The organism is Phyllobacterium myrsinacearum, assembly GCF_014138285.1.
Lineage (GTDB): Bacteria > Pseudomonadota > Alphaproteobacteria > Rhizobiales > Rhizobiaceae > Phyllobacterium > Phyllobacterium myrsinacearum_A.
On the sequence record NZ_JACGXN010000014.1, the window covers coordinates 103,204 to 127,780 of the forward strand.

At 53.6% G+C, this 24,577-nt stretch carries 22 protein-coding genes and 2 pseudogenes; 14 read left to right on the forward strand and 10 right to left on the reverse strand.

Going from position 1 to position 24,577, the window contains the following annotated elements; all coding sequences use genetic code 11:
• Positions 1-76: 76 nt before the first annotated feature.
• The 4 genes from FHW16_RS25340 to FHW16_RS25355 all read right to left on the reverse strand — a co-directional run bounded on the left by FHW16_RS25340 (position 77) and on the right by FHW16_RS25355 (position 6,313).
• Positions 77-961 carry a helix-turn-helix domain-containing protein gene (locus FHW16_RS25340; protein WP_246711949.1) on the reverse strand — a complete coding sequence of 295 codons (885 nt, stop codon included), beginning with the start codon at positions 959-961 and terminating at the stop codon, positions 77-79.
• 700 nt (positions 962-1,661) lie between these two features.
• Positions 1,662-3,710 carry an ATP-binding protein gene (locus tag FHW16_RS25345; protein ID WP_432652089.1) on the reverse strand — a complete coding sequence of 683 codons (2,049 nt, stop codon included), beginning with the start codon at positions 3,708-3,710 and terminating at the stop codon, positions 1,662-1,664.
• Entirely contained in the window at positions 3,694-5,205 is a 1,512-nt protein-coding gene (locus tag FHW16_RS25350) for an ATPase domain-containing protein (RefSeq protein WP_182552049.1), read from the reverse strand. The genes FHW16_RS25345 and FHW16_RS25350 overlap by 17 nt, the downstream gene beginning before the upstream one ends.
• A gap of 187 nt (positions 5,206-5,392) precedes the next feature.
• Positions 5,393-6,313 (reverse strand): LysR family transcriptional regulator, encoded by a 921-nt coding sequence (locus FHW16_RS25355; RefSeq protein WP_182552050.1) that lies wholly within the window; start codon positions 6,311-6,313, stop codon positions 5,393-5,395.
• Between the two features lie 164 nt (positions 6,314-6,477).
• Between FHW16_RS25355 and FHW16_RS25360 the strand changes: the two genes are divergently transcribed.
• From FHW16_RS25360 to FHW16_RS25375, 4 genes are all read left to right on the forward strand, one after another.
• Positions 6,478-7,320: an isocitrate lyase/PEP mutase family protein gene (locus tag FHW16_RS25360; RefSeq protein ID WP_182552051.1), complete on the forward strand. Its 843-nt coding sequence runs from the start codon at positions 6,478-6,480 to the stop codon at positions 7,318-7,320.
• Positions 7,321-7,400: 80 nt separating this feature from the next.
• Positions 7,401-8,630 (forward strand): cytochrome P450, encoded by a 1,230-nt coding sequence (locus tag FHW16_RS25365; RefSeq protein WP_182552052.1) that lies wholly within the window; start codon positions 7,401-7,403, stop codon positions 8,628-8,630.
• A gap of 308 nt (positions 8,631-8,938) precedes the next feature.
• A complete protein-coding gene (locus FHW16_RS25370; RefSeq protein ID WP_210278274.1) occupies positions 8,939-9,430 on the forward strand; it encodes a hypothetical protein in 492 nt (163 codons plus the stop codon).
• An 11-nt stretch (positions 9,431-9,441) separates the two neighbouring features.
• Positions 9,442-10,029 carry an OmpA family protein gene (locus tag FHW16_RS25375; RefSeq protein WP_246711951.1) on the forward strand — a complete coding sequence of 196 codons (588 nt, stop codon included), beginning with the start codon at positions 9,442-9,444 and terminating at the stop codon, positions 10,027-10,029.
• A 46-nt stretch (positions 10,030-10,075) separates the two neighbouring features.
• Here the strand turns inward: FHW16_RS25375 and FHW16_RS25380 are convergent, their stop codons facing one another.
• Both FHW16_RS25380 and FHW16_RS25385 read right to left on the reverse strand, forming a co-directional pair.
• Positions 10,076-10,357, reverse strand: coding sequence for a hypothetical protein (locus tag FHW16_RS25380; RefSeq protein WP_182552054.1), 282 nt, complete (start codon positions 10,355-10,357; stop codon positions 10,076-10,078).
• 159 nt (positions 10,358-10,516) lie between these two features.
• Positions 10,517-11,335, reverse strand: a complete 819-nt coding sequence (locus FHW16_RS25385; RefSeq protein WP_432652087.1) for a multicopper oxidase family protein — start codon at positions 11,333-11,335, stop codon at positions 10,517-10,519.
• A gap of 28 nt (positions 11,336-11,363) precedes the next feature.
• Here FHW16_RS25385 and FHW16_RS25390 point away from each other — a divergent pair.
• Both FHW16_RS25390 and FHW16_RS29315 read left to right on the forward strand, forming a co-directional pair.
• Positions 11,364-11,564: pseudogene (locus tag FHW16_RS25390) on the forward strand (LLM class flavin-dependent oxidoreductase); the annotation flags it as partial.
• A 93-nt stretch (positions 11,565-11,657) separates the two neighbouring features.
• Positions 11,658-11,768: pseudogene (locus FHW16_RS29315) on the forward strand (hypothetical protein); the annotation flags it as partial.
• A gap of 400 nt (positions 11,769-12,168) precedes the next feature.
• Here FHW16_RS29315 and FHW16_RS25395 read toward each other — a convergent pair.
• On the reverse strand, positions 12,169-13,149 hold the full coding sequence (locus FHW16_RS25395) for a LysR family transcriptional regulator (protein ID WP_182552055.1): 981 nt from the start codon (positions 13,147-13,149) through the stop codon (positions 12,169-12,171).
• A 232-nt stretch (positions 13,150-13,381) separates the two neighbouring features.
• Between FHW16_RS25395 and FHW16_RS25400 the strand changes: the two genes are divergently transcribed.
• The 8 genes from FHW16_RS25400 to FHW16_RS25435 all read left to right on the forward strand — a co-directional run bounded on the left by FHW16_RS25400 (position 13,382) and on the right by FHW16_RS25435 (position 21,647).
• Positions 13,382-14,476, forward strand: coding sequence for an ABC transporter ATP-binding protein (locus tag FHW16_RS25400; RefSeq protein ID WP_182552056.1), 1,095 nt, complete (start codon positions 13,382-13,384; stop codon positions 14,474-14,476).
• 41 nt (positions 14,477-14,517) lie between these two features.
• Positions 14,518-15,249 carry an HAD-IA family hydrolase gene (locus FHW16_RS25405; RefSeq protein WP_182552057.1) on the forward strand — a complete coding sequence of 244 codons (732 nt, stop codon included), beginning with the start codon at positions 14,518-14,520 and terminating at the stop codon, positions 15,247-15,249.
• A gap of 14 nt (positions 15,250-15,263) precedes the next feature.
• Positions 15,264-16,568 carry an NAD(P)/FAD-dependent oxidoreductase gene (locus tag FHW16_RS25410; protein ID WP_182552058.1) on the forward strand — a complete coding sequence of 435 codons (1,305 nt, stop codon included), beginning with the start codon at positions 15,264-15,266 and terminating at the stop codon, positions 16,566-16,568.
• 120 nt (positions 16,569-16,688) lie between these two features.
• A complete protein-coding gene (locus FHW16_RS25415) occupies positions 16,689-17,681 on the forward strand; it encodes an ABC transporter substrate-binding protein (RefSeq protein WP_246711961.1) in 993 nt (330 codons plus the stop codon).
• Positions 17,682-17,764: 83 nt separating this feature from the next.
• Positions 17,765-18,577 (forward strand): ABC transporter permease, encoded by an 813-nt coding sequence (locus FHW16_RS25420; protein WP_246711952.1) that lies wholly within the window; start codon positions 17,765-17,767, stop codon positions 18,575-18,577.
• 5 nt (positions 18,578-18,582) lie between these two features.
• A complete protein-coding gene (locus tag FHW16_RS25425) occupies positions 18,583-19,389 on the forward strand; it encodes an ABC transporter permease (RefSeq protein ID WP_182552061.1) in 807 nt (268 codons plus the stop codon).
• Between the two features lie 16 nt (positions 19,390-19,405).
• Positions 19,406-21,130: a GMC family oxidoreductase gene (locus FHW16_RS25430; RefSeq protein ID WP_182552062.1), complete on the forward strand. Its 1,725-nt coding sequence runs from the start codon at positions 19,406-19,408 to the stop codon at positions 21,128-21,130.
• A gap of 214 nt (positions 21,131-21,344) precedes the next feature.
• Entirely contained in the window at positions 21,345-21,647 is a 303-nt protein-coding gene (locus tag FHW16_RS25435) for a hypothetical protein (RefSeq protein ID WP_182552063.1), read from the forward strand.
• A gap of 367 nt (positions 21,648-22,014) precedes the next feature.
• Here the strand turns inward: FHW16_RS25435 and FHW16_RS25440 are convergent, their stop codons facing one another.
• The 3 genes from FHW16_RS25440 to FHW16_RS25450 form a co-directional block, all read right to left on the reverse strand.
• Positions 22,015-23,127: an alkene reductase gene (locus FHW16_RS25440; protein ID WP_182552081.1), complete on the reverse strand. Its 1,113-nt coding sequence runs from the start codon at positions 23,125-23,127 to the stop codon at positions 22,015-22,017.
• A gap of 94 nt (positions 23,128-23,221) precedes the next feature.
• Positions 23,222-23,515, reverse strand: coding sequence for an ArsR/SmtB family transcription factor (locus tag FHW16_RS25445; protein ID WP_182552064.1), 294 nt, complete (start codon positions 23,513-23,515; stop codon positions 23,222-23,224).
• A gap of 370 nt (positions 23,516-23,885) precedes the next feature.
• On the reverse strand, positions 23,886-24,577 hold a 692-nt coding region (locus FHW16_RS25450), incomplete at its 5' end, for an ABC transporter substrate-binding protein (RefSeq protein ID WP_246711953.1).

The following is a 24,577-nucleotide window of genomic DNA, read 5'->3' on the forward strand; positions in this document are numbered from 1 at the left end:
CTGATTATTGACTGAGTACGGACTGCGCATTCTTCCGGGCATTAAACATTTACTGCGATACTGGGAAGTATCCCGGTTACCGTAAATGTCTGATTTTTGCCGGAGTAATTTGTTTGTAGCGCTTCATGGTATCGGTCAGGTGGCTTTGACTGACAAAGCCAGTCTGAAGCGCAATATCCGAAATTGGCAGTGTTGTTTCCAGGAGTAACCGTTCTGCCCTCTGCAATCGAATCTGCACCAGATATTGGTGCGGCGGCATACCAAAGGTCAGCTTGAAGGCCCGAATAAAATGGCTGGGTGACATGCGGGATATTTTTGCAAGTTCGTTGACCGGGATGCTATCAGATACGTTTTGCTGCATGTATTCGGCCACGCGTCTTGATACCTGAACGGACAAACGCCTCGCCGTGGGAGACAGCATTTGTTGCTTGGCGCTGGAGTAGTGTCTTAATAGATGGACCCCAAACACCGTCAGCAAGGAATCCAGATAAAGCGAATTTTGTGTTGGCCTCGTCACCTCGGTAGCCATAACTTGTGCCAGCCGTAGCGCCCAAAGATCGATGTGTCCGAACTTCGGCGGCTGCAGTTCCCAGTGCCCCCCTTCCAGTTCGGCCGCTGCCAGGTCTGAATAAGTCGCGGGCCTGAAGGCAATTGCAGCATTTTGCTTCAATCCGTTCCAACGCAACGTCCGTTCAATATTCGACGGATTGACCACCAGCATGCCGATGGGCGCTTGGAATTTTTGCAAGCGGTCGCTTGAAAAGGCTGCTTCCATGTCCACCGGAGACAGGATTACAGTGGCAAATTCTGCGTTGGAGCGGAATGTCATTGATCCAGCCGCTCTCGATGCATTTACGATACCACCAACAGATGTTTCGCGCCGCGGACCGATCTGCCTGGGAATATCAGAAAGCATTCCTGATTGGTTACTCACGTCAAGCTCAACAACGGTATGATACAACAACCTGCCCTCTTAACCCAAAGGACGCGCGTGTCCCACATCGCGCCCGGTTGCACGTTCATCGCAGACACGTACGAACCTGCTCGAAACAAAAACTATGAGAAATGCCTCCTGTCGCCTGGCAAAACAGCTACAAACGCAGGATAAATTGTGATGAAGCGCGGATCTTATTCGACGCCAGCCAATCGATTGCTGCCACCTTCTCTCTCAACGGAAGTATCTGCGTTACAGGCGCCGCCGCCTGTCAATTGTTAAGTCATACAATTCAAATGTTGTAAATCTCGTCCAAATGTTCGCTTTGGTTACAGAGTTTTATGCAAATTGCGATGGAAAGAGATTTACAGTCCGGAAAACAACAATCATATCAGGGAGATAATGACAGATATTTCAAAATTTGATATATTTTTCAATTAGTTGCGGAATTTTAATCTGAAGAAGGGGAACCTGGGTTCATACAAAAATAAGTAAAATTCTGGAAAAATGAATAATTTTCTGGAAATGCGGCATGCTTATGGAACAGCATGCCAACACTCATAAAGTTCCATGACCTTGTACAAGCTGAAAAGCTGTCAGAAAATGTTGCAGCATGATTGAAAAAGGCCACCGAACGAACTTTATAGAAGGGCAATCGGAATAACGTCAGTTTTGATCCGCCATTCATCAAAAAATCCACTTGCCATTACTGTCAAAGACCGTGGCGTTATGACAGAAGCTGGGAAATATGATCTGCAAGATCAGACTGCGTGTACGGTTTGCCAAGTCTCGGCACATCGATATCTGTGCCTGGCGGGAGATCAGCATATCCGGTGGCAATCAGTATCGGCAAGTCGGGCTTCACCAACCTAACTGCTTTGGCAAGCTCCGCTCCTGTCATTTTCGGCATGGAATAGTCCGTAATCAGAAGGTCTACATCCTGTTCTTTTTCGAGGATTTCGAGCGCCTGTGCTCCGGATCGAGCTTCGAGCACTCGATGCCCGAGATCCTCAAGCATATCCACGGTACTCATGGCGATCAAAGCGTCGTCGTCGACCATTAGAATCTTAAATCCTGACATTTTCACACTCCCGGCAGTGGCTGTATCATCTGGGATGGCATTGATGGTTTGGTCTGGACTAATCGGAAGCCATAATTCCGCTGTCGTGCCGACACCCTCAGAACTGGACAGCCGCAATGCACCGTGCAGTTGCACCGACAAACCATGGATCATGGACAAGCCCAAGCCGGTTCCTTTTCCAAGTTCCTTGGTTGAAAAAAATGGATCAATCGCCTTTTTCAACGTTTCACTGGACATACCTTGACCGTTATCTGTCACAGAAAGAATGACATAAGAACCTTCTATCAGATCAGCAGAAGCGGGTGTCTGTTCCGCTTTGAGGCTGATTGCGATTTCGCCGCCTTCCTCCAGCGCATCGCGCGAATTGACCACAAGGTTGAGAAGAGCAAGTTCAATTTGATTGGTGTCCGCCAATACACGGGGCAAACTGATGGGCAAATCAAACTTGAGATGAATTTTCGAGCCAATTGATTTCCACAAAAGGTCATTCATTCCTTTGATAAGATCAAGAAGATCAATAGATTCAACTTTGAGATCCTGCCTTCGTGCAAAAGCGAGCAATCTCTGGGTAAGTGCAGCGCCTCGTTGTGCGCCCTGAAGAGCGCCATTGATCAGCCGCGAAGCCTTCAAATCATTCCCGAAATGCTTGCGCAGTAGATCGAGATTTCCCAAAACGGCCATAAGCAAGTTATTGAAATCGTGCGCGACACCTCCAGTAAGATGGCCAATGGCTTCCATTTTTTGCGCCTGGCGCAACTGCTCTTCAGCCATCTCCCGTTGTTTGACCTGTTCAAGCAAAGATTGATGGGCTTTGTTCAGCTCAAGGGTTCGTGCGGCAACACGGTCCTCAAGTGTTCCATTGAGCGCAATCAGATCCTTTTCCGCATTCTTGCGGGCCGTTATATCTGAGGCGACACCAACCAACTGCGAGATGCGCCCCTCTCGGTCTTTGCTCACCCGGGCCCTCATATCTACCCAGTGAACACTTTGGTCCGGCCTGAGCGTACGACACTCGATTTCATAGTCACGACCTGTCAAAATGGTGTCCTGAATAGCCCACTGTATTCTTTGACGGTCTTTGGAATGCACAGTGCTGATGAATTCGTCGAGGGTAAAGGTTTCGTGCGGCTGTTTGCCGAAGATTATCTTACATTCTTCGGACACACGTAAAGTGCCCGAGTGAATTTCATACTCCCACGAACCCAACTTTCCGGCACGCAATGCCGTTTGCAGTCGTTGTTCGCTCTTACTCAGTTCCTCCATTCTGCTCAGTGCATCATATTGACGGCTTCTCGCTCGTAGAGCCGTTTTCGCTACGCTGACGAAGCTCGTGGCATGAAACGGGCGTTCGAAAAATGTCACATTGCGCAGTATCTCTGATAAGCGTGCAGCGGCAGGATTGCGTTCCGGACCCCCGCCACGTTGTGTAAGTACGATAAACGGCAAATCCGACCAACTCGGTTGTTCCCGGACCCAGGACGCAAGCAATTTGAGATCAGCGTTGCGAATTGCCTCTTCCGTAAGCAAGACGAAAGAAACGCTGTCTCCAAGCGACAGACAAAGGCTTTCAAGATCTCCAAAAATGATTGAGGGTACGGCCGCCTCACTCAGGATCGAGGCAGCGACTTGTGCATCGCGGCCAATGGGAGCGTAAAGGAATGCGTTTTGCTTGCTGATTTCAGGAATGGTCAAAATCCTTTTTTCCTGGGGCAAAAAGCGGATCGGGTTTACCAACAAAATTGGGCACACCGCGTAATACGCCCTGGAACTCATCAAGAGGTTGACCCAGCGACAATCCATCTTTGGAAATACGGAATTCTCTGATTGTATCTTCGTGGTGACCGGTTCGCTTTTTAATGATCGAGACTGCCCGGCGCACCCGGCCCGAAGCTTCAAAATAACGAAGCAATACAACTGTGTCCGCCAGATAAGTCACATCTACCGGCGCCTTCATGTCACCGACCAGACCATGTTGGGCGACGGTCAAAATAGTCGTCGCTCCTTGGCGATTGAGATACTGCAACAACTCATGCATATGCAGAACAAGTGCATTTTCTTCCGGCATAGCCGCCTGGTACCCGTTCAAACTATCAATCACAACAGTTTTTGCGTCCGCGCTATCCACTCGTTCACGCACCCGATGGGCAAATTCCCCCGGCGACAATTCCGCAGCATCAAGCTGCTCAATATGCAGATTACCCTCGTCTCGCATCCGCTGGAGGTCAATTCCGATTGCCTTGGCACGCGCGAACAACAGACCAAGTTCTTCGTCAAACACGAACATTGCTGCCTTCTCGTTGCGTTTGATTGCAGCGGTAACAAATTGAAGGGCAAATGTACTTTTGCCTGTTCCCGCTGGACCGAGGACGAGACAGCTTGAGCCTCTCTCCAAGCCCCCGCCCAGAAGATCATCAAGTTGGCCGATACCGCTGGCGAGTACATCTCGAGAAAAGTCACGGCGATTTTCCAGTGCGACAAGGCGAGGGAAAGCAACGACACCACCGGTTTTAATGACGAAGTCGTGGAAGCCGCCCCGAAAAGCTTGGCCACGATACTTGATAACCCGCAGCCGGCGTCTCTCCGAGCCGTAATTGGGCGCGAGTTCCTCAAGTTTGATCACGCCGTGAACGACGCTGTGTACTGTCTTGTCCAAACTGTCTGATGTCAGGTCATCAAGCAACAACACTGTTGCGCCTTGCCTGGAAAAATAGTGCTTGATCGCCAGTATTTGACGACGATAGCGCAGCGATCCCTGAGCCAGAAGCCGGATCTCCGACAGACTGTCGAGTACAACCCGACGGGGACGAACGCGTTCAAATTCTTCGAAAATTGCTTTCGTTGTTTCGCCTAGTTCGAGATCCGAGGAATAAAGCAGGCTTTGCTGTTGTTCAGCATCCAACAAACTCTCTGGCGGTACCAGTTCAAATACCTTGATGTTGCCGCCGATTGTAAGTCCGTGCGAACCAGCGCCTTCACGCAATTCATCCTCGGTCTCAGACAGGGTCACATAAAGCCCTTGTTCACCCTTTGCAGCCCCCTCCAGCAAGAAACTTATTGCAATGGTGGTTTTCCCGGTGCCCGGATTACCCTCAAGCAGAAAGACACGTCCTTCGCTTAATCCACCACTGAGGATTTCGTCCAATCCCGAAACTCCAGTCCGAGCTTTTCTTGATCTGGGAATAGACTCCATGCGTAACTCCAATGCGAAAATGGTATGGGAACAACGACAAGACTACGTCGCTTGGATAGATAGAACGTAAGCTGGAAGTGAACGACAAAAAGGTAGGATTGGTTCCACCGGCTATCATTTTTTCCCGGTCCATCGCGCTGAATTACACCGAAGATTCAGGAATACCCGGCATATGATCAAACGCATATCAGGAATTAGCTGTTAAACTACCTGCAGCAAATTCTGCAAAGAGTATTCCAAGCAGGCTACTGGCACCCGCACTTAAAAAGCCACCTTTACGTGTGACTGAGAAAATAGGCATTCGTGCCGTTAAATCATTGACGTCAATGGTTCTCATGGCTCCGCTTGCGCGTTCTTCCGCAATGCTACTCTCCGTCATTAATGCCAGTCCAAAACCTGCTTCGACCAAACGTTTCTGCGCTGTCAGGCTATCGACTGGCATCCAATTCAAATCGCTGTGGCCAAGAACTGAAAAAATACTGAATACATGTGACGCCCAGATTTCCCTCTGACCCTGAATTTCAGGAAACGCAATCCACCTTTCATTCAACAATTCCGAAAAAAAGCTGATGGATTGTCTGGCCAGCGGGTGGTTTGGGGCGCAAGCAACCAACAGTTTCTCATGGGTAAGGATCCGGTAATCCAAATCCGAAGATCGATCCCGATCATACCTTAGGCCTATTGTTGCTTCACCGCGTCGAACCAGCTCACTAACTTCTGTGCTGCGCGCCGTTTGAAGGGTAAGGTCGACAGTAGGATGCGCATCAACAAAGCGTTTGAGGGTTTGTGTTATTCTTGTACCGGCCAGAGTGCCAACAATGGCTATGGCGACTGGTCCTGCGTTTTCAGTCGCCAGAGACTGCATGGCAGCATCCGCATCCTGGACACTTGCAAGCACGCGTTCTGCATAAGGCAACAGGACGCGGCCGGCTTGGCTTAACATAATACCAGCAGTCGTCCGCTCGAAAACAGGCATGCCAAGTTCCTGCTCCAATAAATGAATTCGATTGGATATGGCAGGTTGCGTCCTGTTCAGCACACGGGCCGCATTTGAGAAACTTCGCTGACGGTAAACTGCTAAAAAGGTCTTCAGACCCTCAACGTCCATGGGCCGCCTCCTCGATAAGCACAGGTGTAAGATCCCAGACCTAGCATGCCAACACGCTAGGGCATTCAAAAAACTTATTACATCAGAAGAAAAAACAAATTCGACGAATGGCTTTATGCCGAGTATGCAGGACTTAGAGCTGTAAAGAGACAGGTTGCTTTTTGATGAACACACAGGGCAGCAAAGCCAAGGCCTTCAAGGCGCTTCATCATCTGGATCGGGGTTTTCTAATGCCCAATGCCTGGGATGCCGGCTCTGCAGTAGTTCTGGCCAGTGAGAAAATTCATGCCATTGGTACGACCAGTGCAGGTATAGCATTTTCACTAGGCAAACCTGATTTCGATGTTCGCGATCAACACGCAGTTTTAAAGCGCAAAGAGATGTTTTCCCGTATCAAGCAAATCGTTGAAGCCGTGGCACTTCCGGTAAACGGGGATTTGGAAGACGGTTACGGTTCAATACCAAAGCGCGTGGCCGATACTGTCTCGCTCGCGATAGAAGCAGGATTGGCTGGAGGAAATATCGAGGATAACAATCCTCGAGAAGACGGCCTCTACAATGAAGAGCTGTCTGTGGACAGAATACGAGCAGCCCGCGAAATGATCGATGCTCGCGGTGGTAACTTTGTCCTCAATGCCAAAACTGACGCTTTTCTCGTTTCAGTGAAAGGCGCTCTTGCAACGTCGATCAGAAGGGCAAACCTTTATCTCGAGGCAGGAGCCGATTGTGTATACCCCTGTGGGTCACACACGATAGCGACCATCAAGACCCTGGTGAGGGAGATTAACGGACCGGTAAATATTGTTACCGGCTGGGGAAGTATCCCGCTGAATGTTTTCGAGCTTTTGGACATTGGCGTCAAACGTGTAAGCGTGGGAGGTAGTCTCGCACGAGCCACACTCGGTCTGATCCGGCAAAGCACGCGTGAGATGTGTCGTACGGGAACGACCAACTTCGCAGCTAAGCAAATGAGTCAAAACGAACTCAACAGCCTTTTCCGCAAATGATGCCTTACGCAAACTATCGACACGGTCGGTTTTTAACCGACACGTACTATGACAAACTTGCCTCATACCCGGAGAACAAAATGCCATCCGAAGTGAATGAGAAACTGCAGACACAGTTGAGCGAACCATCACATGTGCGAGCTGCGCCCAGTCATCCAGATCCCTATCCGTATTATGCCCGCCTGGCAGTCCAGAAACCGCTGTTTCGAGAGGAACAATCCGGAGCATGGGTGGCAGCAAGTGCTGCCATGGTCAAATCTGTCTTAATGAATGACGATTGCCGGACCCGTCCGTTCTACGAACCTGTGCCTGGTTCGATAGAAGGCACTGCTATGGCAGAGATATTTCGCTACCTCGTGCGGATGAACGATGGTGAAAATCATCGTCGCGACAGGGGCGCGGTAGCAGCGTCTCTTCAGGGGATCTGCACCGGGCAAGTGGTAAGCCTTGCAAAAAATATGGCAACCGAACTGACTGATTTGATTGAACCAAAGCGCAACGCGGAACAATTGACGCGGTTCATGTTTTCACTGCCGGCATTTGTTATCGGGGCGCTGCTTGGCATTCCGCGTGAGAAAATTGAAGCCGTGGCGCATTGGGTGGGGGACTATAGTGCAGCTGCCACCGCAGCAGTGACTGGCGTCCCGCTGCTCGATGCAAAATTAATCCAGACAGGTAGCCACGCAGCTTCCCAGCTTCTGGTTGTGTTTCGTATGATGTTGGAGGCCTTGGATAAAAACAGTGGCACCCTGCTTGCTCTACAGCATCGCAAAGCACAGCAAATGGGTAACTACGATGCCAATGCGGTGATCGCAAACGGTATCGGTTACATGGCTCAAGGCTGCGTGGCTTGCTCCACCGTTATTGGAAATACTCTTCTGGCCCTTTCCCGGAATACTGCCATACAGGCCAAAGTTGACCGGAACCCCACACTGTTGGCCAATGTTGTCCAAGAGGTACTGCGCTGCGATCCCACCACTCACAGTACGCTTCGCTTTGTGTCACGCGATACGGCTATTGCCGGGCAAAAGATGCAACAAGGCGATACGATAATCGTCTTACTGGCAGCGGCAAGTCGCGATCCGACTCTGAATCCTGAACCGAATGTTTTCGACATCTTCCGACCCAACAGAAAATATCTGGAGTTTAGTGTGGGTTCCCATGCTTGCCCCGGCGTGGAAGTGGCGACGCTTGTTGCCGAGGCGGCCATCAAACATTTGCTCGACATCGGACTTGATGTTGAGGGTCTTGCCGATCATGTCTCCTATCGAGCCTCCGCTCACGTTCGTATCCCGATCTTCAATTGTTAAGCCGCCGCAAGTCTTACGGCCCCACATTCAACCTAACCATCTGCTCCGGCTCACCACGGCCGGTTGCTTACCTTTGGAAAAAATGACTTCAAGGGTTGACTGGAAACATTGGAGGACCGAAACTACAAGAAATCTTGACCGACAGCCCTCAGCGGCATGACTTATTCAGCCGACTTAATTTTGGTCTTCCCCGGGAGAATTACCTACGAGAGGAACCCCCACGTTGCCACCATAGAAGCGGACATGCGTCCGTTCGTTTCGCGCGCAATGTGGACGGCCATAGACTTGAAACGGAGAGGATTCATATCGTGCGCCTGACTATAATTGCTACTATCTTCCACGCGCTTGTTACCGTGTTCGCGATCACACAATTTACCCACGGCGCATCAGCCCAGACTGCGATTGCTTCGAGTACGCCTCTGGCTGTAGGCTTAACCAATGGCGGTATCGCTGAGGCGCAGGTGATCGAGGCGGTTCGCAAAGACGAGATCCTGACCGTCAAGTTGCGCTTCAAACCTGTTGTCCCGGATAAGCTGGAAAGGATTTATGATTCGATCAGCAAGACCGACTACGAAAACAGTTTCTACATTCTTGCCGGTAATAAGAAGCACCTTTTACTGACGGACAGCAACGACAAGCCTCTGACAGATCCTTTTCTGGTTATCAAAACTGCGAAGGGCTCGCCAATTGCAGGTTCCTGGCACGGAAGGTTTCCTGCCCCGCCAAAAGATGTAAGTGAAGTGTCATTGACGATACCTGGAGTCGAGACACTCGACGCAATCAAAATTACCGACCGATAATTATGCGTGGAATGAACAAGTTCGGCCTTGCGGCGGCATTGATGGTGGCTGGTGTAAACTGGTCCTTTGCACAGGACCTGGCCTATCATCGCGAAATCCGCGACCTCAAAGCCACCATTTTAGACCTGAAGGGTCTCCCTTCCGATCTAGATAGCGCTATATCGGATTTATCCGCCAAGGCTGATGGGCTTGCCGCCCAACATAGCGGTCTTTCAGTATGGCAGGATAAACAGACCGTCAGAGTGTCGATGACCGGCGATATCCTGTTCGATTTCGACAAGACCAGCATCCAGCCAGCTGCTGAACCGACGCTTGATGATATCGCGCGTTTGGTCAGATCGGTTTCTGCCGGTACCGTCGTCATCGAGGGGCATACCGACGGCAAGGGCTCTGCCCGTTACAACAAGAATCTGTCCCTTCGGCGTGCACAAGCCGTCGCCGAATGGCTGGTGACACATGGTGCCGACAAGACAAGACTGTCGGTCAAAGCCTTTGGTGACAGCCAGCCGGTTGCGTCCAACACTCTTGAAAACGGCATGGATAATCCCGAAGGGCGCGCACTGAACAGGCGAGTGGAATTCGTGCTACCAAGACAATAGGGCAGACGATTACAGATAACTTTGAAGGATGTGACTCGAGTGACAGTCAGATCGCAGAAGCGCGCGTGGTGATTTTGCTGACTGCCAAGAGCGCGATTTCTATCTCGTCGAGCATTTTCACGCCGTCGAAAAACGGCATCTCAATTTCACCTTTGCATCCGTACTGTCCCAAGCACCGTGCGGACAGTATCCGCGCGATTTCGCGACGCAGGCCGTAGCGGAGGATCTTTCCGAGCGCGGCGGCTGGAAGACCCATGTTGCCACCCGCGCCAATGGTGGAAGCCGCAATGGAGGTGATTTTTGCGCGCGGATTGCGCAAAGAAAACATGCACGCCGACGTGTTCTTTACCCCGGAAACGTTGCGGGTGCCGGTTACGGTCGAATGATGCCGCCGATGGCGATGAAATCGCCGTCGCTCGCGCCCCAGTGATAAAGGTCTGCCGCGATTGTCTTCGCGGCGGGCCTTTGTTTCATCCGCTGGACCACACTAGGCTTGAACGTCAACCGTACCCATCATACCGAGCTGTTCGTGCTCGAGGATGTGGCAATGATACATGCGCGGCCCCGGCAGATCCTGGCGCAGCATTATCCGGACCGTCTCGCCTGCCACGATGTTCACAGTATCCTTCCACGCGCGATAGGATGGCATGGTAACCTTCCCGTCCTTCTCGTGTTCCACGACCTGAAACTGCGTCCCATGCACATGGAACGGATGATCCATATCCGCCGCGTTGACGACTTCCCAAAGCTCGACTTGTCCGACTTTCGAGACTTCGTCTATGCGGTTCATGTCGAAGCTGGCACCGTTGATCAGGAACTTCATCTCCATGCTATCGGAAGACATGGACATGTTGGAGTGATCCATGCCCTGCATCGACGTGCTGCCATGGTCTATACCGCCCATCGATTCCGTCAGTACGAACCGGCGCGTGACAACCGGATTCCCAAGAGATTCGATGGAGCGTAGCTTTGCCGGCAGGCGTGGCATCGCAGCTACCGCCTCTTCTGATACGTTTGCCGTTAGCAGGATCATGCCGGCCTCGTTCGGTTTGCCCGGCCCCATCCAACCGCGCTCATATTCGAGCATAGTGAGCTTGGCCGGTCCCGGCTTGTCGAAGGAAACAATCAACTCAACCCGTTCGGCCGGCGTGAGCAGCAGCTGGTCGACGGCGACGGGCGCTTCGATCAGGCCGCCATCCGTTCCGATGACGGTCATGCTGGCATTGTCGAACTTGAGCAGCAGGAATCGCGCATTCGTCGCATTGTAGAGCCGTAGACGGCGCTTTTCTCCAAGCGCTACTGCCATCAAAGAATGAGACTTACTCGGTTACCTCAATGATAGTACAAGGGCGATTTTCGGCCGTAGTTACGCTGCCGAACCTGAAGCCCTCGTCAAAGAACTCGCACAGGATGAGGCCATCATGGAAGCGGATACTTTGTTGCTAACGGTGCCAAATCAGTTGGGCGTCGATTACAATGCCCACGTACTCGAGGCAATCCTGAAGCACGTTGCTCCCGCGCTCGGATGGAGGTGACGAATCAATGTCGCCACGCCATATCCTGAAGATTATGAAGCCACTGTTGCGCAAGCCAAGTTGTAGACAGATGCTGGCTATTTTCCGCCCCTCGCGCAATCAGTACCCGGCATCCAATCCTATGACTCTATCTACCTGGGCTATCCCATCTGGGGCATGACAGTTCCGTCGGCAATTCGGTCTTTCTTGCTGCCCCCCATCTGACCGACAAGCGGGTATTCCTATTCATTACGCATGGTGGCTATGGGTTAAGTAACAGCATCAGCGTCGTGAAGAAGCACGCATCTCAGGCAAATTTACAGCCCGCTTTTTCATTGGAAGCAGATCAAGAGCGGCGCACGTTGGCACAAGTCTCAGCCTGGCTTGAAACAACATCACAAACCCCATGATTTCTCACTCTCGCAATTGCTGGCCATAAGGCTGGCAACCGCGCGGGTGACCGGGAGTGACAGCCTGAAACCCAGCGGTTCCAGTGAAGGTTGTGCGAGTTGCGGGAAATAAGGTTCTGATGGAGTAGGACGCCCCCGGCGACACCGAAGTGCCAATGGAGACGTTTATGACCATTTAAAGGGAACGTGCACCTCACCAGGTCCCCAATACCGGGTCAATTTTCAAACGGTACTGCAGCAGATTTCCTTTCGAGGAGTGTCTGCAATCCGAGAGCCGGATATTGCTTGTCGAGATCGAGAATGTCTTCAAGCAGTTCTGCGATGATCCAGTCGCGGATGTGTGACACCACCGGACGGCGCGGCTTGTCTCGCATCCGCACCAGATGGCAAAGCCGTCCCGTCATCATCAGATCTTGCCGTGCTGGAACAAGCGCGCGTGTGCGCAGCCAGTGAGCAACAACATTCAGCCAGCCCAACGCCACCCCTTGGCCGAGAAGTGCCGCTTGCACGACAATCGCATAGTCCGAAAAGATCATTGAATTGACTGCCTCGCCGGCTTGGCGGGACAAGAACAGGCCGGACCAGTCGGGCTGGGCATTGTCCAGATTCACGATAGTATAGACTGGGGCCTCCACGCCCTCCTGACCCGTTGCATACCTCTCATAATAGGATGGGCTGCAAATTGGCATCAGGATTTCCGGCATAATCAGCGCCGCCTCGTGTCGCTCATCCGAGCCCTCGACAAAACGCATTCCAAGATCGACATCGGCGACCGAACCGCCAAGTGCGCCTATAACGAGCTGAAAACGCAAGTCGACATTCGGGAACTCCGCCTTGAACTTGCTCATCCGGGGCATCAACCAATGCGTGGTAAATCCGGTCGAAACCGAGAGCGAAACCGTTTCGAGACCTGTCTGCCTATCCTCGATTTCACGCAGCGCATTCTCAATTCCCGAAAAGCCTTTGGTTATGCTGTCGAATAGAATGGTTCCCGCCTCTGTCAGTGACGACCCTGTCGAAATGCGAACGAAAAGCTGCGTGCCAAGATGTTCTTCCAGACGTGCAATCATGCGGCTGACGGCAGCCGGAGTAACATTCAGTTCATTTGCAGCTTTGGAAAAATTACCGCAACGCGCCGCCGCCTCAAAAGTAAAGAGGGCATTCATGGACGGTAAGGATCGGCGCAGCAGAGTCATTACATCATGTAACACCTCCGCCAACTTTTTTTCAATTGCCAGTGGCCCCTTCTTTTGATCTCTTCTTACCAACAGGCCTTCTGGAAGGGCCAAGAACAAGGGGAATTCGATACGGTTTTATCGTCTGACGGGGTGGATCTTCGTCGGTGCGAGGAGCTGTATATCTCCGCTCAATGAACAGGATTGCGTCTGGTTTTAGCGTCAGATGCGAGGAAAGTTGCAGTGGATTTCAATGAATATTGCGAAAAATATTGAAAGTGTAGGCGTATCGATCCGCAATGCTCGCAAGAGTTACGGAGCCTTCCACGCCCTTGACGATGTGAGCCTCGAAGTCGGAGCGGGCGAATTTGTATCCCTGCTTGGCCCCTCGGGTTCCGGCAAAACCACCTTTCTCGGCATTCTCGGTGGCTTCGTGCAACCCACCTCCGGATCGGTCTTCCTTGGCGACCGGGATATTACATATGCTCCGCCCCACAAACGCGACATTGGTATCGTCTTTCAGAATTATGCGCTGTTTCCTCATATGAGTGTCGGCGAAAATGTCGCCTTCCCGCTGCGTGCGCGCCGCCTGCCAAAGTCGACATGGCCTGCAAGGGTGCGGGACGCGCTTTCGATGGTCCAACTCGCAGGTTTTGAAGACCGTCGCATCACCGAACTCTCCGGCGGCCAGCGCCAGCGCGTTGCCCTCGCACGCGCCATAATCTTCGAACCGCGACTTATCTTGATGGACGAACCGTTGTCGGCGCTCGACAAGCAATTGCGCGAGAACATGCAGATCGAACTTCGCCATCTGCACCAGAAACTCCGCGCAACCATTATTTACGTGACCCATGATCAGCGGGAGGCACTGACGATGAGTGACCGTGTCGCCATCATGAATCGCGGCAAGATCGTGCAGATCGATACCCCGGTTCGGTTGCACGACCACCCGACAGATTCCTTTGTTGCAGGTTTTATCGGCGAAGCGACGCTGCTTCCCGTGGAACAGGCCGGAGCCGAGTATGTGAAACTCGGCTCATATCTTCTGCGCTCCGCGCACCCCGTTCCCCCGGGAAAAGAGATATTTCTCGCAGTACACGCTGAAAAGCTGCTGATCGCAGATGATACCGACGACGGATTCCTGAACCGCATGGCCGGCACCGTCACTGAAGTCCTTTATCAAGGTGAAAGCGCCCGCGTCTTCATTCAACTCGACGACGGCACGCGGCTGAGCCTACGGCAACCGAGTAACCATACGGGACTGACAAAGATCAAATCCGTCGGATCTCGAATGACCATCGCGCTCCACCCCCAGGATACCATTCTGGTCCCCAAGGCTTCTTATTGAGAAAATACCTGCAATCCGAAAAACCTGACGAGAGAATGCAAATGTCACTTACAACCTTCAAAGTCCTCACATTCGACGTTGTCGGCACACTGATCGACTTCGAGACCGGCGTTATCAGCGCCATCCGCGAACTTGGCGGCGACAAGGCAGCCAGCGCGTCAGAAGAAGAGATTTTCGAAGCCTACAAACGTGGGCGCGACAGATTCTATGGCCGCTCCAGCTTTGCCATGAAGGATGTCTATCTATCGCTTGCCAACGAACTCGGCTTTCGCAACGACGACGCGACGGCGGATGCTTTCCAGCTCTCGATATTCCGTTGGCCGGCCTTTGCCGATTCAATTGCTGCGCTGAAGCGCCTGCGCAAGAATTTCCGCCTGGTAGCCATGACCAATGCGGACCGCACTGCCTTCTCCGCCTATTCCGCTACGCTCGGCAATCCCTTCCACGACAGCGTCACATGCGACGAGACGGGCGTTGCCAAGCCCAACCCGCAGTTCTTTGCGTTCAACCGTGGTCGCCAGTCCGCTCACGGCTACCAGTTCAACGAGATTCTGCACGTGGCGCAGAGCCAACATCATGACATTGGTGTCGCCAAAGAGCTTGGCTACACCGTGTGCTGGATCGAACGTCGCCAGGGGTTGAACGGTTTTGGTGGAACACCGGAGCCTGCGATCCTGACCAGGCCCGACTTTCATTTCTCGTCCCTGAAGCAGCTTGCTGACGCAGTGGACGCGGAAATTCTGAGCTTCCACAACTCGGCGACAGCCGCCTGATCTGGAGAAGCCCCATGGTCTTGGCCCCGCCTCTGTCTGAAATCACATCGCTCTGGAGTGATACGGCCGCCAGTGAGCCGCGCTTTGGCATGCTGTCGGGCAGCAGGCAATATGATGTCGCGATCATCGGCGGAGGCTATACGGGACTTTCTGCTGCCCGCTATCTGGCACGCAAGGGCCTCCATCCGGTCGTGCTTGAAGCGAGCCGCGTCGGGTGGGGTGCAAGCGGGCGCAATGGCGGTGTGGTTTCGGGCAAGTTCCGCCTGACCTTCTCCGGTATTGCCGACGGCTGGGGCATCGATATGGCGCGGTACATGCACGACCTTGGTATCGAAGCTATCGATCATGTCGGCGATCTGGTCGAGGCTTATGGAATCAAAGAGGCCAATTTCCAGGAAAGCGGCAGCCTGCGCTGCGCCCATAATGAAATATCGCTTACAGCCCTCAGGAAGGAAGTCGCCTGGCTCAATGACGTGCTCGGCGATCATTCCACATCTATTCTGTCGTCAGCGCAGATGCGGGAGGAAACCGGATCGGCCGGTTTTGTCGGCGGACTGCTCAACACCCATGGGGGCGTAATCCACCCACTCAATTTTGTTCGCGGCCTTGCTGCGGGTATTGCAGCCGAAGGCATCGCAATTTTCGAACAGAGCCCGGTTACCTCGGTACGTCGTGATGGTGAAGGGCTGGTACTCGAAACACCGGATGGCAATGTCATTGCCCGCCATGCGATCATCGCCACGAATGCCTATTCTGATCTGACAGTGGCCACGCAAACCGTGCAGCGGACACTGATCCCCTTCCGCAGCGCCATCATCGCGACGGAGCCCCTGACAGGCAAACCTGCAGAAAAGCTGCTTTCCGGAGGCCGCAGCTACACCGAAACACGGCGCATGATGCGCTGGTTCCGCAAGTCTGGTGACCGGCTGCTGTTCGGCGGCCGGGGTGCCTTCGGCAAGAACGATTCACCATCGGCCTTCGCCGCGTTGCAGAAGGCCATGATCGCGCAGTTTCCGGAGCTCGCCGATGTCAAGGTAACGCATCGCTGGTCAGGGCTGGTGGGCATGACACTCGACAGTATTCCGCATGTCGGGCAGCTTGACGACAGGATCAGCTACGCCGTCGGATACAACGGCACTGGCGTGGCTATGTCGACACTGATGGGCAAATATCTCGCCGAAATCGTTACCGGCGGCCAGCCGAATATCGGACTGCTTGCGTCAGAGCGGCTGAAAAAAGTTCCTTTCTATCCCATTCGAGAACCCGCCGTACGGCTTGTTGCCGGCTGGTACCAGTTCCTTGATGCAATCGGGCGATAAGACCCGTCGATTTGAATGATCATAAAGGAGGCCTGGCCTCATAAAAAACAGAGGAGAACGAGCATGCTGTACAGACATTTCAAAGGTACCTTTGTGGCGGCTGTTGCGGGCACCACCCTGATGGCCACGCCCGCTTATGCAGAACAGATTACCTTCATTTCTCAGGGCGGTGCCTATCAGGAAGCTCAGACCAGGGCCATTCTTGATCCGGTGGCCAAGAAACTAGGCATCACGATCAATCAGGACAGTTCGCCCGACGCCTGGCCGGTCATCAAGACGCAAGGCGCAACCGGAAAGCCCGTATGGGATGTGGTCGATACACCAACCAAGGACTGCATCCGGGGAGGTGAGCAGGGATTGATCGAGAAGCTCGATTTCAACAAGATTCCCAATGCTGCGAAGATGCCGGAAGAATATAAGACGCCTTATTCGGCCGCATATGAATTCTATTCAAGCGTGCTCGCCTACAACAAGAGCAAGTTTGGCGATAATCCACCGCAATCATGGGCCGACTTCTGGGATGTGAAGAAGTTTCCGGGAACGCGCGCGCTGCGCAACCACCCCTTGGCTACCCTGGAGGCTGCGCTCCTTGCGGACGGCGTTGCACCTGACAAAATCTATCCGATCGATGTCGACCGTGCTTTCAAGAAGCTGGAAGAGATCAAACCGTACATCACCGTCTGGTGGACCTCAGGCGGACAATCGGCTCAGCTCTTAAGTGACGGTGAAGTTGATATGGAGATGGCATGGAATGGCCGTGTCAGTGCGGTTCAGAAAGAGGGCGGCGATGTCGGCTTTACCTTCAATCAGGGATTTTTGCAAAACACCTCACTGTGCATCCTCAAGAACGCGCCCAATCTGGAAACAGCCATCGAATTCGTGAACGAGGCACTGGCACCCGAAATTCAGGCCAATCTGCCGCTTGAGATCGATTATGGCCCCGGTAACCCGGAGGCTTTCAAGACCGGAAAGATCCCGGCCGAACGCGCAACAGAGCTACCAAGCGCACCGGACAATGCGGCAAAACAGGTTCTGATCTCGACACAGTGGTGGAGCTCACCGGAAGGCGAAGCAGTCCAGAAGCGCTGGGCCGAGTTCATCCAGAAGCCATGACAGTTACCTTGACCGGAGGATTTTCCTTGCCCCGATCGCAACCCGAAGCCTTCCGGCGACACGACCGCCAGGAGCAGATACTGATGTTTCTGCTCTTGACGCCGGCTCTGGCTGTCATTGTCGCGCTCCTGGTTGTTCCCCTGCTGTGGCTCGCCTGGCAGTCGGTCTATCACAACGGTTTCACGCTGGAGAACTATCGCCGTATTCTGACCGAGGATATCTATTGGCACAGTTTCCTCCAGACATTCCGCATCGCTTTCATTGTAACGGCAGCAACGGCTCTGCTCGGCTACCCTGTCGCCTATGTGGCCGCATCACTGCCGCGCCGATGGAGTATCATCGTGCTGGCTATGGTCGTGCTCCCGTTCTGGACAAGCGTTCTCGTCCGCGCCTACGCTTGGCTGATCCTCCTGCAACGCACCGGCATCATCAACAGCACCCTCAAATCGCTTGGCCTCATTGATGTGCCTCTGATCCTGGTAAACAATGAATTCGGCACCGTCATTGCCACGGTCCACATCCTGCTGCCGTTTATGGTGCTGCCGCTCTACGCCACTATGCAGAAAATACCCGCTGAGCTGACCATGGCCGGCGCAAGCCTGGGCGGAACGCCGTCGCACGTCTTCTTCCGGGTCTTTCTGCCATTATCACTGCCGGGCATCATCGCCGGCGCCGTTCTGGTGTTTGTCCTGACACTCGGTTTCTACATCACACCGGAACTCCTCGGCGGTGGCCGGACCTTCATGGTCTCTATGCTCGTCAGCCGCAACGTTGAGCTCTACAACGAATGGGGCGCTGCAAGTTCGATCAGTGTTGTCCTGCTTGCCTGCGTATTCGCCATTTTCTGGGCGGCCAGCCGCTTGATCCCGGTCGAGCGCCTGATGGGAATGAGGTGAATCCGATGACACCAGCTCGTATTGTACTTTACGGTTTTGTCGGCCTGGTCCTGCTTTACCTCATCATTCCGGTCATCATCATCGTCCCCATGTCGTTTTCCAGCGCAAGGTTTCTCAGCTTTCCGCCGCCCTCCTTCTCCTTACGTTGGTATGAAGCCTATCTTGGTAGCACAGCCTGGATGCAAGCGACGAAAGTGAGTCTGGTCCTTGCGGTTTCCAGTGCAGTCATCTCCACCATTCTTGGCACAGCTGCCGCCTATGCGATCAACAATTCGAAATCGCGGCTTGTGCACAGCCTCCAGATCATTCTCCTCCTGCCTTTGGTAACGCCAATCGTCATTATAGCCATCGGGGTCTTCTTCATTTACGCAAAGGTTGGCCTGCTTGCCACGATACCGGGGCTGGTGCTGGCCAATGTGATGTTGGGGATCCCCTACGTCATCACGGCGGTGCTCGTCGGCCTGCGCAAGTTTGATCCCACACAGGAAATGGTTGCGCGCAGTCTTGGCATGAACCGGCTGCGCAGCTTCTTCGTGGTTACACTGCCGCAGATCAGGCCAAGTGTAATTTCTGGCATGCTATTCGCCTTCATCTCCGCGTTGGATGAGACCGTTGTTGCACTGTTCATTGCCGGCGGCGAGAACCAGACGCTGACCAAGCGCATGTTCACCGCATTGCGCGACGAGATTGATCCGACCATTGCAGCGATCAGTTCGCTCCTCACTGCCATATCGTTCCTTCTGGTCATATTGATCGCACTGAATGCCCGGGAGACCAAGGCCGCGCCCGAGCAAGACGCCAATAGTCACTGACATCTGGAGGAGCGCCATGACGAGTGACTTCCTTATACTCGGCGGCGGATCGGCTGGATGTGTATTGGCTGCACGCCTGTCGGAGGATCCGGGCAACACGGTGACCCTCGTCGAGGCCGGCCGTGACTTGACGCTGGAGACGATGCCCGACGAGATTCGCAGCCGTTACCCCGGCCGGGCTTATCTGGATACCAGCAATATATGGAACTCCCTGACTGCTCGCATGGGTTTCACTGCAAGCAACAGTGCATCCTCCACGCTACCCCGCCGCTATGAGCAGGCCAGACTCCTCGGCGGCGGCTCGGCGATCAATGCGCTGATGGCAAATCGCGGTGCCCCCGGCGATTACGATGAGTGGCAATCACTTGGTGCCGCGGGTTGGAGCTGGGACAACTGTCTGCCCTATTTCCGCAAGCTTGAAAATGATTGCAATTTCGACGGGCCCCTGCACGGAAAGAATGGTCCCCTGCCGATCCGGCGACTTGCGCAGGATCGGATGTCCCCCTTTGTCGACGCCGTGACGCGCACATTGTCCGCCAACGGATATCCGATGCGGCCCGATCAGAACGGAGACTGGCAGGATGGCGTGTTCGTTGGTGCCGTTGCCGTCAGCGAAAACGGCGAAAGGGTGCCAACCTCGGTGGTGTACCTGACGTCTGAGGTGCGCCAGCGGCCCAATCTGCGCGTCATCACCGGTCGGACAGTCGAGCGGCTGCTCTTTGAGGGGACGCGCGCCATCGGAGCCACGCTTCTTGCAAGTGGGAGCCAGCCCGCCACAACACTTCGGGCCATCGAAATCATCGTATCGGCGGGTGCTATCCATACACCGGCATTGCTGTTGCGCAGTGGCATTGGACCGGCCGCCGAGCTTTCCAGCTTGGGCATTCCAGTCGTCGCTCATCGGCCGGGCATGGGACGTAACTTGATGGAACATCCTTCCATTGCCGTTTCCGCCTTTTTGCCACCCGCCGCGCGGGTAACCGATCAGGCCGAGCATCACGAACAGTGCATCCTGCGCTTCTCGTCAGAACTGGAAGGAACGCCGCAGGGCGATATGCATGCGGCGATCCTTTCCCGGTCAGGCTGGCACTCGGTTGGCATGCGCATGGGCAGCTTGTTTTTCTGGGTCAACAAATCACATTCGCGCGGCATGCTCACACTCTCCTCTCCTGATGCGCGGATGGAACCCTCCGTCGATTTCCGGATGCTGTCGGATGAGCGCGATCTGGAACGGCTGAAGCTCGCCATGCGGCTGGGCGCACGCACACTCGCCGATCCAATGATGAACGGTTTCAGAGATACCATCTTTCCTTCAAGTTATTCGCCGCGTGTCGTGAAAGTTGCAGCGCCCGGCCTGCTGAACGCGGTTCAACGCGGCGCACTTGCGGCAATGCTGGATTGTGCCGGTCCTTTGCGCAAGACTCTGATCCATGGCGTTGTCACACTTGGCGTCACCCTGGATGACCTTCTCAGCGACGATAACGCGCTCACAGCCTTTGTTCGCAAATATGTGGGCGGAACATGGCATCCGTCCGGGACATGCAGGATGGGTGGGCACGACAATCCGATGGCAGTGACGTCATCGTCGGGCAGAGTCTACGGGACACAGAACTTGCGCGTTTGCGACGCGTCACTGATGCCGAGCATTCCTTGCGCAAACACCAACATTCCGACGATCATGATTGCGGAGCGTATTGCAGATCTTATCAAAGCCGAGAACGAGCAAATTTTGGGCATTTGAGATTGTAGCGTAGATGTCGAGCCTGATCCGGTCGCGGTGGAATGTTTGTATATTGATGATCTGGATCTTCTGGATTCCACAAACGCTCAAACTTTATTGAAGGTAGCCGTGGCGTCGATACAGGTTTCGGCGGCGGTTTGGATAATTGCGGTAGAGAGCCGTTATTACCAGTTTTGCCGACTTGGTAAGCCCTGCGACGGCCTGAGAGGAACGGTTGATCACGCGAAAGGTCCTGGCGACATCACCGGTTGCAGTGGAATGCGCCATCACCGATCTTGGCCGCACGCTTCAAGTTCCCTCTGGCACAGTCTATGAATGGGCGATCAATCATCTGCGGCTTGTCGAAAAGGCGCAGGAGAATTATGACGCCCGCACCAATGCGTGTGCGGGTATATTAGCAAACAACTCGGCAGGTCAGCTGATGTTCTTCACGGGTCGAGTAGCGTTGACCAGGAATGGCTTGAAAGGAATCAATCCGCGAGCAATCCAGTTGCTATCGCGTTCTCAGACACTTTGACCATAGAACGTTTACAACAAAGCCCAATATCTGAATGCAAGGCGGTATTTAGACAACAGCCGTCGCTCAGTCACCAGCTGCTCCACAACTTTACAAGCTGGAAAGACAGGTCGACAGCATCCAACAAAAGTCAACGAACTGCCCTCTTGCACGCATTGAAAGCATCGATCATTTACCCGATGGCCGCGCAGATCGACGTCCCCGTGCTCGCACGACTTCACCCCTGGAGTTACCTTCATCGTTTAGCGCCCAAAAGCCGCAATTGCGGGCAATCGTGGCCCTTTCAAACCGAGAGCAGCGGTATTGCCTGCTGCTCTCGGTCAATCAGCGCCATTCAGTAACTAAATAAAAGCCGGACATGCCTGATCTAAGCCAAAGCAGGATAGTCCGTATAACCTTTTGCACCGCCGCCATAAAATGTTGCATTATCTGGCGTGTTAAGTTCTGTACGTTCCCGCAGACGTTTAACAAGATCTGGGTTGGCGAGAAGCAGTTTTCCGAAGGCAACAAGATCGGCCTCGCCCTTGGCAACCACCGTTTCAGCCAAAACTGGATCGTAGGCGTTGTTGACCATCCAGGCTGCCTTGCCTCCCGCGTGTTTATACGCAGAGCGCAGTGCGGCGTAATCGAACGGCTTGTCACCTTGCTGGAAGTCCCGTGGGCCGCCCGTGGCGCCTTCAATGATGTGAATATAAGCGAGTTTATACGCAGCAAGCTTTTCCACCACATAGGTAAAGAGTGGCTGAGGTTCCGGGTCCGATGAGTCGTTGGCGGGTGTTACCGGCGATATCCGAATGCCTGTACGCCCCGCGCCAATTTCATTTGTGATGGCATCAAGCACTTCCAGCAGGAAACGTGCGCGGTTTTCAATTGATCCACCATACGCGTCAGTTCGGTGATTGCTGCCGGATCGCAAGAACTGATCAATGAGATATCCGTTGGCGGAATGAAGTTCCACACCATCAAAGCCCGCATCGATCGCCGCTCTGGCGGCTTTACGATAATCCTCGACGATGCCCGGAAGCTCGGCCAGTTCGAGCGCCCGCGGCTGAGACGTCTCAGCGAAGGTTCCGCTGCCATCTGCATTGATCAGAAATGTCTTCGATTTCGCTGTAATCGCAGAAGGCGCAACAGGCGCCGCACCACCGGGTTGAAGAGTATTGTGAGAAATGCGCCCGACATGCCACATCTGGACGACAATCTTACCACCGGCCGCGTGAACGGCATCCGTTACCGTTTTCCAACCCGCGAGCTGATCAGGTGCATACAGTCCTGGAACATCCGCATAGCCCTGTCCTTGATGGCTGATCGCCGTTGCCTCGGTGATCAGCAATCCGGCTGTTGCACGCTGAGAATAATAGGTTGCTGTTAGCGCAGTTGGCACTGCATTCGGCGACCGGTTGCGCGTCAATGGAGCCATAACGATACGATTGGCAAGCTCGATATCACCGACTTGGATAGGATCAAAAAGAGTAGACATGGACGACCTTTCTTTGCAGGGCTTAAACTTCTGGGAGGAATTTTGTCGCCGGCGCCCCGACCGGCCTGGCAATTTCATTGAGTGGCAAATCCGGCTATATTTCCGCAGCCATATCTCGCAAGAATGAAGCGATCCTGCCTGCGTTGCGCTTGTAATAAATCCATTGCCCAACACGTCTGGTTGTAACCAGTTCCGCCCGCAGCAGAACAGCGAGGTGCGCAGATACCGCCGATTGGGACAAACCACAGCGTGAGAACTGGCTGGCACACACTCCCAAATCGAGGGGGTGTTCCTGATTGGAAAAGTAATGCTCAGGATTCTTCAACCAGTGCACAATCTGCAGTCGAACCGGATGAGCAAGGGCTTTGAGGATCTCATCGTTTTTCATTTCCAACACATATGAATGAATCGCGATAAGACAATATGTATATCGTAAATACACGATATAGTGATAGTTGTTCCTAACGAGATCGTCAGCATCACTGATACCGACGATCTATCGGAGGATAACGTGCTGACAGTACGATATCCACATGCAAGCGCATCGCGGAATTCAGTTTTCAACTCAATCAGAAAGACCGTTCGCCAGGTTTGCCAGGCTTCTAAGGACGTGACAGAGTGACGGTATGCGGATGCCGTTGAGGCATATCTACAGGTTGTCCTTTGTAAATACCGCTCATGATGCGTTTCGGGCGAACGGGATTATGAAACTGGACCTGTCAATGACAGGTCCAGCCGGCAGCGAAGGCAAGCTGCGATCACTCAGCAATATCCACGCCGTCAAACCGGTGCGATCCCAGCGGGTCCAGGATATAACCGGATATCTTCTTCGACATGGGCATCACCACCATTGAGTGATCAATGGCTGCAATAGGTGCTTGCTCTTTGATAAGGACTTGCGCTTCCTCATAGAGCTTGCTGCGTGCAGTCTGATCTGAGAGCGCACGCGCCTGTTGCAGAAGCGTTTCCACAGGCTGATAGCACCAATTGGAAAAGTTGCTGCCGCCGACGCTGGAACAGCTGAAGAAATAGCTCAGAAGATTATCCGGATCACCATTATCGCTCGTCCCACCGAGAATAACGGCACCATCACGATCTTTGTCGCGTGCTTTCTTGAGATATTCGCCCCATTCGTAGGAGATAATTTCGACGGAAACTCCAACCTGGGCGAAATCGGCCTGAATCAATTCTGCGGCGCGGCGGGCATTGGGCATATAGGGCCGGCTGACGGGCATGGCCCAGACTTTCATGGCGAGGTTCTTTACGCCCGCTTTCTGCAGCATCAGTTTGGCCTGTACAGGATCGTAGACATCATCCTTGACCATATCATTGTAACCCCAGACAGCGGGCGGCAGCGTAAGCGCCGTCTCCGCCCCATTGGATTGGCTATATTTTGAGGCTTGCTGCGTGTGCGAGAAGGTTTCCAGGACTAACTGGAGATTTGCATGGC